The organism is Pseudarthrobacter enclensis, assembly GCF_030811655.1.
Classification (GTDB): Bacteria; Actinomycetota; Actinomycetes; order Actinomycetales; family Micrococcaceae; genus Arthrobacter; species Arthrobacter enclensis_A.
The window spans coordinates 59,033-74,257 of record NZ_JAUSRE010000014.1 but is presented as its reverse complement, the minus strand read 5'-3'; the positions used below and the strand labels follow the sequence as shown (position 1 = coordinate 74,257).

The 15,225-nt window shown below is 67.9% G+C and carries 15 protein-coding genes; 8 read left to right on the top strand and 7 right to left on the bottom strand.

Annotated elements, in window-relative coordinates; all coding sequences use genetic code 11:
• The first annotated feature begins 7 nt into the window (after positions 1-7).
• Positions 8-433, top strand: coding sequence for a hypothetical protein (locus J2X98_RS14050; protein ID WP_141944954.1), 426 nt, complete (start codon positions 8-10; stop codon positions 431-433).
• Positions 434-511: 78 nt separating this feature from the next.
• On the opposite strand, the gene J2X98_RS14045 is transcribed toward J2X98_RS14050, so the two are convergent.
• Positions 512-1,849, bottom strand: coding sequence for an MFS transporter (locus J2X98_RS14045; RefSeq protein ID WP_307309232.1), 1,338 nt, complete (start codon positions 1,847-1,849; stop codon positions 512-514).
• 144 nt (positions 1,850-1,993) lie between these two features.
• On the opposite strand from J2X98_RS14045, the gene J2X98_RS14040 reads away from it, so the two are divergent.
• From J2X98_RS14040 to J2X98_RS14015, 6 genes are all read left to right on the top strand, one after another.
• Complete coding sequence (locus J2X98_RS14040) at positions 1,994-2,830, top strand: shikimate dehydrogenase family protein (protein WP_307309230.1); 837 nt, start codon at positions 1,994-1,996, stop codon at positions 2,828-2,830.
• A gap of 108 nt (positions 2,831-2,938) precedes the next feature.
• On the top strand, positions 2,939-3,751 hold the full coding sequence (locus J2X98_RS14035; RefSeq protein WP_307309332.1) for an IclR family transcriptional regulator domain-containing protein: 813 nt from the start codon (positions 2,939-2,941) through the stop codon (positions 3,749-3,751).
• Positions 3,752-3,894: 143 nt separating this feature from the next.
• Positions 3,895-5,091, top strand: coding sequence for a Re/Si-specific NAD(P)(+) transhydrogenase subunit alpha (locus tag J2X98_RS14030; protein ID WP_307309226.1), 1,197 nt, complete (start codon positions 3,895-3,897; stop codon positions 5,089-5,091).
• Complete coding sequence (locus J2X98_RS14025; RefSeq protein ID WP_141944961.1) at positions 5,091-5,411, top strand: NAD(P) transhydrogenase subunit alpha; 321 nt, start codon at positions 5,091-5,093, stop codon at positions 5,409-5,411. The genes J2X98_RS14030 and J2X98_RS14025 overlap by 1 nt, the downstream gene beginning before the upstream one ends.
• Entirely contained in the window at positions 5,408-6,781 is a 1,374-nt protein-coding gene (locus J2X98_RS14020; protein WP_307309222.1) for an NAD(P)(+) transhydrogenase (Re/Si-specific) subunit beta, read from the top strand. Before J2X98_RS14025 ends, J2X98_RS14020 begins: the two co-directional genes overlap by 4 nt.
• A gap of 82 nt (positions 6,782-6,863) precedes the next feature.
• Positions 6,864-7,784, top strand: coding sequence for a diacylglycerol/lipid kinase family protein (locus J2X98_RS14015; RefSeq protein ID WP_307309219.1), 921 nt, complete (start codon positions 6,864-6,866; stop codon positions 7,782-7,784).
• 21 nt (positions 7,785-7,805) lie between these two features.
• Here J2X98_RS14015 and J2X98_RS14010 read toward each other — a convergent pair whose 3' ends face one another.
• The 6 genes from J2X98_RS14010 to J2X98_RS13985 all read right to left on the bottom strand — a co-directional run bounded on the left by J2X98_RS14010 (position 7,806) and on the right by J2X98_RS13985 (position 14,000).
• Positions 7,806-8,531, bottom strand: coding sequence for a maleate cis-trans isomerase family protein (locus tag J2X98_RS14010; protein WP_307309216.1), 726 nt, complete (start codon positions 8,529-8,531; stop codon positions 7,806-7,808).
• An 8-nt stretch (positions 8,532-8,539) separates the two neighbouring features.
• Complete coding sequence (locus J2X98_RS14005) at positions 8,540-9,967, bottom strand: amidohydrolase family protein (protein WP_307309213.1); 1,428 nt, start codon at positions 9,965-9,967, stop codon at positions 8,540-8,542.
• Positions 9,968-9,997: 30 nt separating this feature from the next.
• Complete coding sequence (locus tag J2X98_RS14000) at positions 9,998-10,786, bottom strand: aspartate/glutamate racemase family protein (RefSeq protein WP_307309210.1); 789 nt, start codon at positions 10,784-10,786, stop codon at positions 9,998-10,000.
• A complete protein-coding gene (locus tag J2X98_RS13995) occupies positions 10,783-11,466 on the bottom strand; it encodes a GntR family transcriptional regulator (protein ID WP_307309207.1) in 684 nt (227 codons plus the stop codon). Before J2X98_RS13995 ends, J2X98_RS14000 begins: the two co-directional genes overlap by 4 nt.
• A gap of 79 nt (positions 11,467-11,545) precedes the next feature.
• Entirely contained in the window at positions 11,546-12,904 is a 1,359-nt protein-coding gene (locus J2X98_RS13990; protein ID WP_307309204.1) for an MFS transporter, read from the bottom strand.
• 259 nt (positions 12,905-13,163) lie between these two features.
• Positions 13,164-14,000 carry an ACT domain-containing protein gene (locus tag J2X98_RS13985; protein ID WP_307309201.1) on the bottom strand — a complete coding sequence of 279 codons (837 nt, stop codon included), beginning with the start codon at positions 13,998-14,000 and terminating at the stop codon, positions 13,164-13,166.
• A gap of 154 nt (positions 14,001-14,154) precedes the next feature.
• Between J2X98_RS13985 and J2X98_RS13980 the strand changes: the two genes are divergently transcribed.
• On the top strand, positions 14,155-15,219 hold the full coding sequence (locus J2X98_RS13980; RefSeq protein WP_307309198.1) for an FUSC family protein: 1,065 nt from the start codon (positions 14,155-14,157) through the stop codon (positions 15,217-15,219).
• The last annotated feature ends 6 nt before the right edge of the window (positions 15,220-15,225 follow it).

The following is a 15,225-nucleotide window of genomic DNA, read 5'->3' as shown; positions in this document are numbered from 1 at the left end:
GAATCCAGTGAACAGTTCCAGTCCAAGCAATCCGGACACCGCCGATGTCACCGAGGCTCTGCCGGCTCCGGTCTTCCTGACGGCCTCGGGCGGGGAGCCCGCGCCCTTCCCCGACGAACCCGCAGAGGCCCAACCCGACGACGAGCCCTTCATTCCCAGGAAGCGTTATACGCCGGGCCGCTCCACGAAGGTCCTGGTGTGCGTGCTGTTGGTGGTGGCCGGGTTCTTCGGCGGCTCCATGGTGCAGAAACAGCTGGACACGGGTGCCCGGGGCGCCCGCACCAATGCGGGGAACTTCCAGGGAACCAATGGCCGCGCGGGTGCCGGCAACGGCAACAATGCCGGGACCCAAACACCGGGCCAGGGACGGCGTAGCCAGAACAACGGGGCTACAGCCCCGGCCAGCGCCCCGGCGGCGCCGGCCGGACAATAAGGCGAAAAAGGGAACGGACGACGGCGGGTGCCTCCCGCCGTCGTCCGCCTTTTGTTCGCTGCGTTGCCGGGAAGGCCCCTACCGCACGTGGTTGCCCAGCTCGCGCAACGGGGTCTTGGCGGTCTCGCGCGCCCACCAGGCACCTGCGACGGCAAGGACGGATGAACCGGCAACGATCCAGGCAGCCGGTCCCCAGTTCGCCTTGTCCGCACCCACCAGGGCAGTGCCGAGCAGCGGCGTGAAGCCGGCGCAGAGGATGCCGATCTGCAGGCCGATGGCCATGCCCGAATAGCGGACCTTGACGTTGAACAGCTCCGCGAACCAGGCCGGGTAGATGGCATTGGACATGGCGTAGGTGCCGGCCGTGATCAGGGTGCTGGTCAGGAAGATCATGGGGATGTTCGCGGTGGAAATGACCCAGAAGTACACGAAGATCATGGCCCCGGAACCAAGCACGCCCCCGATGAAGATGGGACGGCGGCCAAAGGTGTCCGACATCCGCGCCAGCAGGGGCTGGCTGACGATGGCCAGGACGTTGCCCACGATGCTGACCCACAGCATGGTGGAGGCCGGGACGCCCACCGAAACCGCATAGGCCAGGCCAAAGGACTGCATGAAGGTGTTGGTGACGGTCTCGAAGGACATCAGCGCCACCTGGAAGAACTGGGCGGGGTGGGTCTGGAACATCTTGGCGAAGGGGACCTTCACCAGTTCGCCGTGGTCATGCTTTTCCTCGAAGACCTCCGGTTCCTCCAGGGAGCGGCGTACGAGATAGGCGACGATGAGGACCACCAGGGAGAGCCAGAACGGAATCCGCCAGCCCCAGGCGATCCGGTCTGCTTCACTCATGGCAGCCACGGGCAGGAAGGCAAGGGACGCCAGCACGATGCCGGCCGAAATGCCGCTCATGGCGAAGCTGGCGAAGAAACCACGGCGGCCCTCGGGGGCTTCCTCCGTGGACAAGGCCGAAGCGCCGGCGGTTTCAGCGCCGGCGGACAGGCCCTGCAGCAGGCGCAGCACCACCAGCAGTCCGGGGGCCCAGTAACCTGCCAGGCTGAAGTCCGGCAGGGCGCCGATCAGGAAGGTGGCGCTGCCCATCAGGACGAGGGTGAGCACGAGGGTGTTCTTGCGGCCGATCTTGTCACCCAGGTGCCCGAACACCACTGCGCCGAACGGCCTCGCGACGTAGGCGACACCGAAGGTGGCGAAGGACGCGATGAGCGCCACGGTGGGATCGCCCGCAGGGAAGAAGATCTTTGAGAAGACGAGGGAGGCGGCCGTGGCGTAGATGAAGAAGTCGTAGTACTCCAGTGCGCCGCCGAGGAAGGCTGCCAACGCTGCCTTTTTTGCGCGCCTGAGACGGCGCTGCGCCTCAGGCGTCGACTGGGCCTGGGCTCCTGCTGCGATGTTGGTCATTGTGGGGTCCCTTCCACGCTGAAGGTGGGGATCTTTTTCTAATTTGTACGCATTCCGAACAAGTGTGCGAAATGCGCCTAGAAAGAGGATACTAGCCGGTGACGGCAATCACAACGTCGATGTCGGCGGAAGGTGGATCTTTGTATGGAACCTCGCACCCAGGCTTTCCGGCTGGTCCTGATCGGGTCGGCGGCTTCCCAGGCCATGTCGCCCGGGCTTTGGAATCCGGTTCTGGCCCGGCTGGGCAACGGCTGGACGTACGAGGCATGGGATGTCCCACCCCACGGCGATCTTGCGCAGGTCCGCAGGAGGCTCCTGGAACGGGATATGCTCGCCGCCAACGTGACCATGCCGCACAAGCACTGGGCAGCTGAAACAGCCGATAATGCTGACGAGTCCGTGCGGCTGAGCGGGGCCTGCAACCTGCTTCTGCGGGCGGGCGGCGGCCTGGAAGGCCACAACACCGACATCACCGCTGCCGAAGTGCTGCTCGGCAACACCTACCAGCGCCATGCCCTCCTGCTCGGAGCAGGGGGAGCCGCCCGTGCGGCCCTCATTGCCATCCGGAAACACGTGGGGGCTGTGTCCATCACCGACCGCGATCCCCATGCTTCCGCGGAGTTGCTGGAGCTTGCGCGCGAGCTGGGCCTCGACGCGCGCGGCGTCACGTGGGAGCAAGCCCAGGAGGCCGCCGCTGGTGCTTCCCTGATCGTCAACGCGACGCCCATTGGAAAAAGCAGGTCTGACGTGCCGGCCTGGGGCGGTGCCGCACTGGCCCCGGATGCCGTCCTGTACGACTTCGTGTACGCCCGGCATACCACCGCCACCGTTGCCTGCGCACAGGCAATGGGCGTGCGGTGCATCGACGGGTGGGACCACCTTCGGGAGCAGGCGGTGGCCATGGTGCCACTTCTGGGCCTGGACAGCGGAGCGGGCAGTCTGCTGCAGGACACGCTCGTCCGGCTTCGGGATACCCACTAGGCTGGCCGTCGCCGGGCGGGGTCTTCCCCGCCCGATATGATCGAACAGGTGCGAAAGACCGGCAGTCCCGTGCCGGCATGCCCGGTTGGTTCGGAGGGGAACAGCAACGTGGAGGAGCAGGCAGGCTACTTCGTTAAGTCGGTTGAGAAGGCCTTTGATGTCCTGCTGGCCTTCACCCCGGACCAGCCCCGCCTTACCGTGTCGCAGGTGGCCGCCCGGACGGACATGACCCGGGCATCTGCCCGGCGCTTCCTGCTCACCCTCGCCGACCTTGGCTACCTCCGTGCTGACGGGCCGGCTTTCGAGCTGACGGCGCGGTCCCTGGATGTGGGCCGGTCATACCTGGCCGCACTGACGCTGCCCCGGGTGGCCGAGCCGCATCTGAGGGACCTGGCGGCGGAGCTCAATGAGACAACGTCGCTGTGCATCCTGGATGGCGGTGACGTGGTCTACGTCGCCTGTATACCCTCACCGCGCCTGCTGAGCGTGTCCATCACGGTGGGTACCCGCTTCCCGGCCTGGGCCACCTCCATGGGCAGGGTCCTCCTTGCGGGGCTCCCCGCGCCGCAGCTGGAGGACTACCTCCACTCGGTCCGGCTGCAACGCTACACCGACCGCTCCATCGGCAGCGTCGAGGACCTGCGTGCCGAGGTGGAGGCGGCAAGGACCAGGGGCTGGGCCATGGTGTCGCAGGAACTGGAGGAAGGCCTGCGGGGCGTGGCCGTCCCGGTCCTGCGCGGACATGAGGTTGTGGCCGCGGCCAACGTTTCGCTGCAGACCCACAGGGCTGCGGCCCAGGACATCGAAGCGTCAGTCCTGCCCCAGCTGATGGAAGCCGCACGGCGCATCGCGCTCGACTACGGCGGACCGGTACCCAAGGCCGCCCCTGCCACCCCCAAAGCGGGCCGGGCCGCGCACTGACCGAGGTTCCCGGTGCGGCTGAGGTAACGCTTTGCCACCGAAGCCGGCGCCACTACTCCCGCAGCGGCGGCAGTGGCCCTAGACTCTAGCCAACTGCGTGCAGCAGAGCCGCTGCATTGCTCGTCAGGAAGAGGAGTCGGCGGGTGAAACTGGGGATTCCGCGGGAACGCCGGGAGGGTGAGCGGCGTGTGGCTGCCACGCCGGATACCGTCAGGCAGTTGACCGGGATGGGACTTGACGTCGCCGTGGAAGCCGGTGCGGGGAACGGGGCCGGACACGCAGACGCCGAATACCACAACGCCGGTGCGGCCATTGTTCCGGAACTGGACATCTCCGCCGTCGACATCCTGGCCCACGTCCGTCCCCTGGACCCGCGCGTTGCCGCGTGCCTCAAAAAGGGAGCCGTGACCGTGGGGCTCGCGTCGCCGTCGTCCGAACTCCCGGCAGTCCAGGCGCTCGCGGACAACGGGGTGACCTCCTTTGCCCTGGAACTGGTGCCCCGCATTTCCCGCGCCCAGTCCATGGACGCCCTGACGTCCCAGGCGCTGGTGGCCGGGTACCGCTGCGTACTGGAGGCCGCCATCCGGCTGCCCCGCTTCTTCCCCCTGTACATGACTGCCGCGGGCACCATCCCGCCGGCCCGCGTGCTGGTGCTCGGGGCCGGTGTGGCCGGGCTGCAGGCCATTGGCACGGCCAAGCGCCTGGGTGCCCGCGTCTTCGCCAACGACATCCGCCCGGCGTCCGCCGATGAGGTGGCGTCCATGGGCGGCACCTTCATCAGGCTGGACCTCGAGACCGCGGAGGCAGCCGGCGGCTATGCCCGCCAGCTAAGCTCCGACGCCGGCACCCGGCAACGGCAGCTGCTGGCACCGCACGTGGCGCAGTCGGACGTATTGATTACGACGGCGGCCGTCCCCGGGCGCCCGGCGCCCCTCCTGGTGACCCGCGAGATGGTGCAGGGCATGCGCCCGGGCTCGGTCGTCGTCGACCTGGCGGCAGAGTCCGGCGGGAACGTGGAGGGCTCCGTGCCCGGCCGGGACATCCCCATCCCCACGGGCGACGGCACCGGGCACATCACGCTGGTGGGGCTGAAGGACGCCGCCTCCGCCATGGCCTCGGACGCCTCCCGCCTCTACGCCAAAAACGTGGCCAACCTGTTGGCACTCATGGTCCGGGACGGTGCGCTTGTCCTCGACTTCGATGACGAAGTGGTGGCGGGCGCCTGCCTCACCCACGCCGGGGAGGTACGGCACCAGCCCACCGCGGAGCTGCTGGCAGCACGTGCGGCTGCGGCAGCAGGGACACCGGCAGCTGTGGCCCGGCAGGAAGGAGCGCTCTGATGGACGGAACAGCCCTGCTGACCATCACGGTCCTGGCAGTGTTCGTTGGCTTCGAAGTGGTGTCCAAGGTCTCCAGCACTTTGCACACCCCGCTGATGTCCGGCGCCAACGCCATCCACGGCATCATCCTGGTGGGTGCCATCATCGTGGCCGGCCAGGCAGCCAACCCGTGGGTCCTGGCCGTGGCGCTGCTCGCCGTCGTCCTTGCCACCGCCAACCTGGTGGGCGGGTTCGTGGTAACGGACCGGATGCTGCACATGTTCCACGCGAAAAAGGACGCCGCCAGGACAGGCGCGGAGCCCAAGGCAGGCGGCAAATGAGCGTCCTCGATCCGGTCTGGACCTCCTTGCTCTACCTCGCCGCGGCGGTCTGCTTCATTCTGGCCCTGCGCGGGCTCAGCTCTCCCCGCACCGCCCGCCGCGGAAACCTGGTGGGTGCACTAGGGGCGCTGATCGCCGTCGTCACTGTTTTCCTGTCCGCCCGGCTGGAGAACACTCCCTGGATCCTGGCCGCCATTGCGGTCGGTTCCGCGGTGGCAGCTCCGGTGGCACGCCGCGTGAAAATGACCCAGATGCCGCAGCTGGTGGCCCTGTTCAACGGCGTAGGCGGCGGGGCGGCGGCCCTGGTGGCGCTGTTGGAACTGGGCCACGCGGAAAATCCCTGGGTGCGCGTGGCCATTGTCTTCACGCTCCTGGTGGGCGCCGTGTCCTTTGCCGGATCAGGCATCACCTTCGCCAAGCTGCAGGAGCTCATGACCACCCGTCCGGTGGTGTTCCCCGGGCTTCCCGTGGTGATGGCCGTGGTCCTGCTGGCCGCGGTGGCCGCCGGCGTGGCCGTGGTGACGACCGCTTCGCTGCCCCTTGCGGTCCTCCTGCTGGTCCTGGGCCTCGCCGCCGGTGTCCTGCTGGTGCTGCCCGTGGGCGGCGCCGACGTGCCCATCGTCATCTCGCTGCTCAACGCGTTCACCGGACTGGCCGTCGCGGCGTCCGGCCTGGTGCTGGGCAACGTCCTGCTGGTGGTGGCCGGCACCCTGGTGGGCGCCTCCGGCACCATCCTCACCCGGGCCATGGCGGCGGCCATGGGGCGCAGCGTGGCGGGCATCCTGTTCGGTGCTTTCCGGGGAGGCTCGACGGCGGGATCCACCGCCGTGAGCGAGCGTCCGGTGCGCTCGTCCTCGCCGGAGGACGTGGCGGTCCTGCTGGGCTACGCCCAGCGCGTGATCATCGTCCCGGGGTACGGACTCGCGGTGGCCCAGGGCCAGCACACGGCCGCGGAACTGGCGCTGGCTTTGGAGGCCAGGGGGATCGAGGTGGATTTCGCCATTCATCCGGTGGCCGGCCGCATGCCCGGGCACATGAATGTACTCCTGGCCGAGGCCAATGTGCCGTACGAGTCACTGAAGGAGATGGGCGAGATCAATCCGGAGTTCAAGACCGCGGACGTGGCTTTGGTGGTGGGTGCCAACGACGTGGTGAACCCGGCCGCCAAGACCTCTTCCGGGTCCCCGATCTACGGCATGCCCATCCTGGAAGTGGCGGAGGCGCGGCAGGTGGTGTTCCTGAAGCGGTCCATGCGGCCGGGATTCGCGGGCATCGAAAATGACCTGCTGTATGAACCGCAGACCTCGCTGTTGTTTGGCGATGCCAAGGAATCCCTGGCCCAGGTGCTGGGCGCGGTGAAGGCCCTGTAGGCCCCGCGCTGCGCCTGACCACCCCCGTGCCGGGTTACCCTTCTTTCAGAAGCTTGCTTTCCATCCGCCATCAGAGGACGCCATGACTGACATCAGCTCCACTTCACCCAAGCGCGCCGCCATCATCGTCAACCCCGCCAAGCCGGTGGACATCGACGTGCGCGGCCTGGTGGCCAAGCACTGCGTGGAAAACGGCTGGGGGGAAGCCATCTGGCTTGAGACCACCAAGGAGGATCCCGGCGTGGGGCAGGCCAAGGAAGCGCTGGAGCAGGGGGCGGACATCGTGATCGCTGCAGGGGGTGACGGGACCGTGCGCTGCGTGGCCGAGGTGCTCTCCGGCGGCGAGACCCCCATGGGCCTGCTGCCCCTGGGCACCGGGAACCTGCTGGCCCGCAACCTGGGCATGGATGTCACCGATTACGACGGCGCCATGTCCGGTGCGCTGATCGGTACCGAACGGAAGATCGACGTGGTCCGTGCCCGCCGCAGCGACCCGGACAAGGACCAGCTGTTCCTGGTCATGGCCGGCATGGGCTACGACGCCACCATCATGGCGGACACCAACGAGGACCTGAAAGACAAAGTGGGCTGGCTGGCCTACGTGGATGCCGGCATCCGTAACCTGCCCGGAAAGCCCGTGAAGGCAACCGTGGTGATCGACGGCCAATCAGTGGTCCACCGCGGCGTGCGCAGCGTCATGGTGGGCAACTGCGGCAAGGTCCAGGGCGGCCTGGAAATCTTCCCGGACGCCAAAATCGACGACGGCCTGCTGGACATTGCCGTCCTGGCACCCCACCACGGCAAGCTGGGCTGGCTCTCCGTGGTGGCAGGGATGATCGGCAAGGGCCGGGGCAAGGACACCGCTGTGGAGTACTTCCAGGGCAAGACCGTAGAGATCACCCTGGAACACAAGGACGACTACCAGCTGGACGGCGACCACGAGGGCCAGGGTAAGCACGTGCTCATGACCATGGAGCCCGGTGCCCTGACCCTGCGGATGTAGGGACCTGCGGATGCAGGGGTTCTACCCCAGCAGCCGGCCCCAGCGGAAGTCCAGCAGCGGCGCGTCCGCGAGCTTCAAGGCGTGCCAGAGCGTGACGGCCACGGAATCCAGGACCGGAACACCGGTGGTTTCCTCGATTTCCGCGGTGATGTTGGCCCCGTACAGGTTGGTGCACAGGTACACCAGGGCGTCGGGCGCCGCGGCAGCCAGTTCCAGGGAGCCCGGGCGCATCTCGTCGTCGCTGACGCGGGCGAAGGACTCGTTGTCGCTCAGGCCCAGGGCCCGGTGGTCCACGGTTTTAATCCCTTCGCGCTCATAGCAGGCGATCACCTGGCGGTTCACGTCCTCCGTGTAGGGCGTGAACAGGCCGATCCGTTCGGTGCCGGAGGCCCGGAATGCCTCGAGGTAGGCCAGCGTGGAGGTGGTGGCGGGTATACCCGTGGCGCCGGTGATCTCCGCGGCCAGTTCCCGGTCGTGGGACGACCCCAGCCATGAGCCGGACGTGCCGTTCCAGGCAATCACGTCCACGTCCGCCGTCGCCAGCAGCTGTGCCGCCCCGCGCATGACCGCGGGGTCGAACTGGCGGTCGGAGGAGTCATCGAGGGCGATGCGGGTGACGGGGATCCGGGTGAAGTGCACCGTGACGTCGTCCCGGCCGCCCAGGATGCGGTACGTCTGGGGTTCCAGGCAGGTGTTGGAGGACGGCACGATCATGCCGATGCGGCGGGGGCGTGTAGTTGCAGGCATGGAGGCTCCTAGAAGATCCCGGCGGGCTGGTGGGATTCGGCGGCTGTTGATTGATGCTCCCTGAAGCCGTTGCGGTGGATAAAACGGCCGGTGGCTCCGGGGTCATGGAAGCCGTCCCTGTCCAGAACCACGCGGCCGTTGGAAACAACGACGTCGGGCCAGCCCGTGAGCGCCGTCCCGTCAAAAGGCGAGAAGTCAGTTCCCATGTGCAGTGCTGCGCCGTCCACCGTGCGTTCCTCGGCGGGGTCGAAGATCACCAGGTCGGCGTCGAACCCCTCGGCGATGCGGCCCTTGCCGGGGACGGCGTTGATCCGTGCGGGTTCGGCGGAGAACGCGCTGACGAACTGCTCCACCGTGGCACCTGCGGACGTCATGGCCGTGAAGGTGACCGGCATGCGCGTCTCCACGCCGGGGAGTCCGTGCGGCATGGCACGCACGTCGTCGGTGCGCTCGCGTTTCTGCGACAGGTCGTAGCAGGAGTGGTCGGAGGACATGGTGTGGATGGCACCGGACACCAGCCGCTCCTTGAGGGCCGCCACGGTTTCCGCGCTGCGCATGGGCGGGCAGCAGGCAAACCACTCGGGGAAGGTGGACGCGTAGACGGAGTCGTCCAGGGTGACGTAGTGCGGGCAGGTTTCGGAGTATGCGTCGAGGCCGCGGTCACGTGCCTGTGCCACCAGGTCCACGGCGCCGGGTGTGGACTGGTGGACAAAATAGACCGGCGCGCCCGTGTATTCGGCCATGGCCAGGGTCTCCTTCACGGAGATCTCCTCAGCCAGCTCAGGCCGGGTCCGGTGCAGGTGCTCGATGCCGATCCGGCCGTCCTGGGCGTGCTGTTCTGTGCAGTCGGCAATGATGGGGTCGTGCTCGGCATGGATGTACGTGAGCCCGTCCAGGCGGACCATCTCCCGCATCACCTTCAGGATGGTATCGCCGTCTGCCATGGTGGTGCCGCGGTTCGTGGTGTACATCTTCACCGAACGGACGCCTTCCGCGGCCAGCTGTTCGAGCTGCCACGGCACCGTTTCGTCCCAGCTGATGACGGCGCCGTGGAGGGCCACGTCGCACCGGGACTGGGTGGCGAGTTCCTTCTTGTGCAGGACGGCGGCCAGGGGACTTTCCTGGGCGTCCCGGGGGATGCCGAAGTCGATGATGGTGGTGGTCCCGCCCCACAGGGCTGCCGTGGACGTGGTGCGGTAGTCGTCCAGCGTGCGGAAGCGGCCGGTCACCTGCGCCACGTGGCAGTGTCCGTCCACGCCGCCGGGGATCACGAGCTTGCCCATGGCATCGATGGTGCGGCCGGCTGTCGGGACGGGCTGGGCGGCATCCACGAGGGCTGCGATCCGGCCCTCGGAAACCACGATGTGGGCTTCCCGGCGGCCGTCGCTGTTCACCACGGTGGCATTGGAAATAACAAGGTCTGGCTGGTGGGACATCGGTGTCCTTCCTGGAATGGTGAAGTCTGCTTAGGCTGCGGGGTGCGGGGTGCCGGCGGTTTCCTGGCGGGCGGCGAAGACTGCGTCCAGGTTGCCGGAAAGGCCCTTGCGGTCCTTGGCCGGCGGTGGAGCGAAGGCGCCGGCGCGGTGCAGGCCGGACTGCAGCGCGGCCACGGCCTCCGCCACGCGGATCCCGGCCGAGATCCCGTCAACCACCGGTACGGGGATCTGTCCCTTGAGGTCGCGGGCCAGCCCGGCCAGTGGTGCGCCTGCAAGGATGACGACGTCGGCGCCGTCCTCGGCTACGGCCTGCCGGCTGAGTGCCAGCAGGGTGTCCCGGAAGTCCTGCTGGACGGAGGCGATGCTGGTGAGGGAGTCGTTGATGGAGCGGATGGAAGCAAGCCGTCCCGCCAGGCCGGAGCGCTCCACGCACTCCCGGTACCAGGGCTTGATGCGGTCGGAGATGGCGATGATGGAGAACCGGTGGCCCAGCAGCGCTGCCGCGGACAGGGCGGCCTCGGTGATGCCGATGACGGGGACGTCCGCCATTTCCTTGAGTGCCGGCATGCCGGGGTCGCCGAAGGCAGCCACCACCACGGCGTCCACAGGGTCTGCCCCGGGCCGGGTGTGTTCGGCGATGATTTCGGCTACAGCGCCGGCGGCGATGAGTGCTTCGAAGCGGGTCTCGATGTACTCCACGCCGTGGCCGGCGGTCCGGACCAGCAGCTCGGTGCCGGGGGAGGCGGCGCGGAGGGCCTCGGATTCGATCAGCGCCGTGACGTCGGCACTGATGTTGGGGTTGATGACCAGGAGTTTCATTTTCTCTTCCGGTGGAATTCTGGTTCGGTCTTTTGGAAGTCTTCGGGGAACTGGTCCCGGTACTTGCCAATGTGGGAAGCGGACTGGGCGGCTGCCTTGTCCGGGTCGCCGCTGGCGATGGCGGCGTACAGTTCGCGGTGTTCGCGGATGAGCTCGGGCAGGTCGCTGACGTGCCGGAACAGCCAGTGCATGCGGCCCTGGAGGGGTTCCAGGGCGGACTTGAGGAAGTTGTTGTCCGCGATGGCCGTGATGGCGTCATGGAATTCGCTGTTGGCGCGGTGTGCCTCCATGACCGAACCCTTGGCCAGGAAGGCCTCCGCGTTGTCCAGCAGACCCTCGAGGTAGGCCAGGTCTTCCGTGGTGGCCCGCTTGGCGGCGAGCCGGCAGGCCAGCACCTCCAGGGATTGGCGGACGTCGAAGAGGTCCTCCACGTCCTTGGGGCTGAGGCTGCTCACCTCGGCCCCGCGGGCGCCCCGGTCGCTGATAAGGCCTTCCTGGCGGAGCATCCGCAGGGCCTCGCGCACCGGCAGCCGGGAGACGGAGAATTCCGCAGCGAGGTCGCGTTCCACCAGCCGCGTGCCGGGAGCGTAGTGTCCTTCGAAGATCCGGGTGCGGAGGGTGTCCCGGACAGTCTCGCGAAGGGGGCGGTCCTTGTCCTGGGTCTCTTCTGCGGTCAGCATTATGCTCCATTTCGGATTCTCGTTGGCACTGCTCCCGGCTGCGGGGGCGTTGGTTGCAAGTTTCCCTGCGAGGGTCAGCTTAGACAGGAAGCCGTTTGTTGTAGTTCAGGGTGAGGACTGAGGCGCCCATGATCACTGCGGAACCGACGAAGTACAGCAGGGCCCAGGTGTAGGAACCGGTGGCCCCGACGATCAGGCCGACGACGATGGGGGTGACGAAGCCGGAGATGTTGCCGCTGAGGTTCATGGCACCGCCCAGGACGCCGGCGTTGGTGCGTCCGCCCAGGATGGCCGGGATGCTCCAGAACAGGCCCACCCAGCGCAGGAAGAACAGGACGAGCGAGAGCAGGACGACGGCGGTGGTTGCGTCCGGGACCACGGTGACGCCCACCAGGCCGGCCACCACGATGGCGCTGGAGATGCCCAGGAGGGTTCGCATCACCAGGTTTGCCGATGCGCCGGATGCCCGCCATTTGTCGGCGATGGTGCCGCCGATGATTTCGCCGACGAAGCCGGCACCGAAGATGACCAGCGTGGACCAGCCGATGGTTTTCAGGTCGAAGCCCTTGGCCTGGGCCAGGTACAGCGGGCCCCAGGTCAGCAGGCCGTAGAAGACGCCGTTGAATCCCAGCCAGCCCAGGCACATGGCCCAGAAGGAGCGGAACTTGAGGTAGGGGAGCAGGCCGCGCTTGCCCTTGCTGCCATCCACGGCTGCCTCGGCGTCCTCGGCGGCATGCGAGGCTTCGATGTAGGAGGCCTCGGCGTCGTTGACGCCGCGGTGCTGGCGGGGATTGTCCCGGACGTACCACCAAACGGCGAGGCCCATGAGGACGGTGGCCGCACCGGCGATGACGAAGGACCAGCGCCAACTCCCGGTGGAGGCGATGAGGCCGGCGATGATGATGCCGCCCAGCCCTGCGCCGAGCGGTGCGCCGGCGTCCAGGATGGTGGCGCCGCGGCCGCGTTCGGACTTGTGCATCCAGATGGCATTGAGCTTGCCGCCGGCGGGCATCACCCCGGCCTCGGTGACGCCGATGCCCAGACGGGCAATGAACATGCTCAGGAAGCCGCCGGCCATGCCGGACGCCGCCGTGGCTGCGCCCCAGCCGAGGCAGGACGCCGTCATGACCTTGCGCGGCCCGAACTTGTCGATCAGCCAGCCGACGGGGACCTGCATCAGGGCGTAGGTCCAGAAGAAGGCGGACAGCAGCAGGCCCACCAGTTCGGGCGCCAGGTTGAATTCCTTCTGGATGATGGGCAGCGCCACGGAGATGGATCCGCGGTCGATGTAATTGACGGACACCAGGACCAGGAGCAGCAGGAAGAGCTTCCAGCGGACGGCAGTGCGCCGTTGCGTGCCGCCCTTTCCGGATTGTTCGGTGGTCAGGGCTGCGGCCTCGTCTGGCGTGGCCGTTGTTTCAGTGTTTGGGATGGACACAGCTTCTCCTTCACGGGGAAGTTTACGGATGGGGGAGGGAGCGTAAGGTGCATGGAGTCCGCCCGGCAGGGCAGGTGCGCCTGCCGGGCGGGAGGGCGGTGCGCCAGGCGATCCGGAGCGCCAGGTGCTGCCGCATTTTTGGGATCCCAACTTGGGATCCCAAAATCAAAGGTAGGAGTGACTCCCGCCACTGTCAAGGGTTTCTTGCTGTCCCCGCGCCGGCAGGCCGTGCGAACGGATTGTGACTGCCCCCGGCTGGCTATGCCGGGGAGTCCTCGCGCCGGTGGGAAAGTATCTCGGCCAGCTCCGCAAGCCGGTGGGCGCGGGCCGACTCTGCCGGCGTGAAGGGTTCCCCGGGCCGGGAAAAGGCAATAGGCCCCTGCCATGCGGTGGGGATCTTGAGGTACGTCCCGTCGTCGGCGGCGCTGGTGCCGGCGTCCGACGGCGGGATGATCCGTGCGTGCAGCAGCTCGGCCACCGCCAGCGGCAGTTCGTCCGGGGCTGCGGCGATCCGCGCCGCGAGGGTGAGCGCCCCGGTCTGCCCGTCGGCCATGGCCAGCGCCGTGGTGGGCCACGCATGGGCGCCGGTTCCCCCGCCGTCGTGCAGTGCCGCCAGCAACTCACTCTCGCCCACGTCCCCCGGCACGGACAGCACAAACTCGTCCAGGACGCCGCCCGGCACGGGGTGGACGTGGATGCTCAAAATGTTGGTGTCCAGCCGCGCCAGCGCGCGTGTAATCCGCTGCAGTGAGCCGGGCTGGTCCCGCAGTACGGTCCGGGCGCGCCACAGCGAAGGGGCTGCCGCCAGCTGCCGGCGGTGCCGCAGGGCCGGCGCGTGCAGCCAGCGGAGCAGGATCCGGGCGGCTGACGGCTCGGCCACCCAGATCACCAGGACCGTTGCAGTGAAGGTCAGCACCAGCACCTTCGCCACGTAGGGGAGGTGGACCTCCAGTACCAGGGCATGCACCAGCAGCTCGATGGGCAGCATCGCCGCCACGTTCGCCAGGGTCAGGCGTCCCTTGGGCGGCTCGGGCATCTGGCCGCACACCTCACAGCGAAGCTCGGCGGCGGGCGTGTTGTGTGGAAGGCGCTTCATGGATCAAGCATCGTGCGGCGCTGTTACCGCCGCGTTGCCTTCCGATTCCATTCATGGGAACGCGACGGGGGCTTTCGGGAGCACGCGCCGTAGGATCTATCCGGAACGTCAGCGCGGCCGCCCGTCAGAATTTACCCCCAGGAAGGCGCTGCCCGTGAAGATGCTTGCCGAAATGTTCAGCATTGGCCCTGGCAACAAGGATCACCACCCTGCGTTCAGGTGCGCGGTGGGCGTCTTTGTCCCCCTCATCACACTGGTGCTGCTGAACAGGCTGGACCTGGCAATCTTCGCGTCCTTTGGCGCCTTCACCGGGATCTACGGCCGCGGCGAACCACATGCGGTCCGCTTCGTGCTGCAGCTGCGGGCAGGGCTGCTGATGCTGCTGGTGATCTTCATGGCGGCGCTCGCGGCGCGGATGGGACCGGTCTGGGGCCTGGACGCCGCCACCCACACCTGGCTGCTGGTCCTGGCCACAACGCTGGTGGCCGGCGCCTGCTCCGTCGCCATCTCCTGGCTGAGGCTGCGGCCGGCCGGTTCGCTCTTCCACATCTTCGCGTTCGCCGCCATCGCCTCCATTCCCAACCAGCCACCCTTGTGGCAGGGCATGCTGGTGGCAGTCCTCACCACCGTTTTCGCGCTGTTGGTGGGCTTCTCTTCCCGCATCATCGCCAGCCACCGGACCCCCTGGACCAGGCCTCCCCGGATCCGGCGGACCCGCGCTGAGAAGCGAACAGCGTGGCTTGAAGGGTCCGGCTACCTGGTGGCCGCGGGACTTGCCGGCTCGCTGGCCACGTGGGCAGGCGGCCGGCTGGGATTCGGGCACAATTACTGGGCCATGGTGGCCGCCGTGGTTCCCCTGGTAGGCCACACCACCCGGCACCGGGTACGCCGCGGCATCCAAAGGATCATCGGGACCGTCCTGGGACTGCTGGTCCTGGCCGCGGTCCTGCTGATAGGCCTGCAGCCCTGGCAGACCGTGCTGGTGATGGCGCTCTGCCAGTTCGGCGCCGAGATGTTTATCATCCGCCAGTACCTCCTGGCCCAGGTCTTCGTGACACCACTGGCGCTGGTCTCCACACTCCTGGTGGTCCCCGCCTCGCCGTCCGCCCTGCTGCGCGACCGCATCATCGAGACCGTCATTGGCGCCGCCGTCGGCATCGCCGTGGTGCTGGCCCCCGGGGCCTGGCGCCGTGCCAGGCAAAGCGCGACGACGGCCTGACCGCCT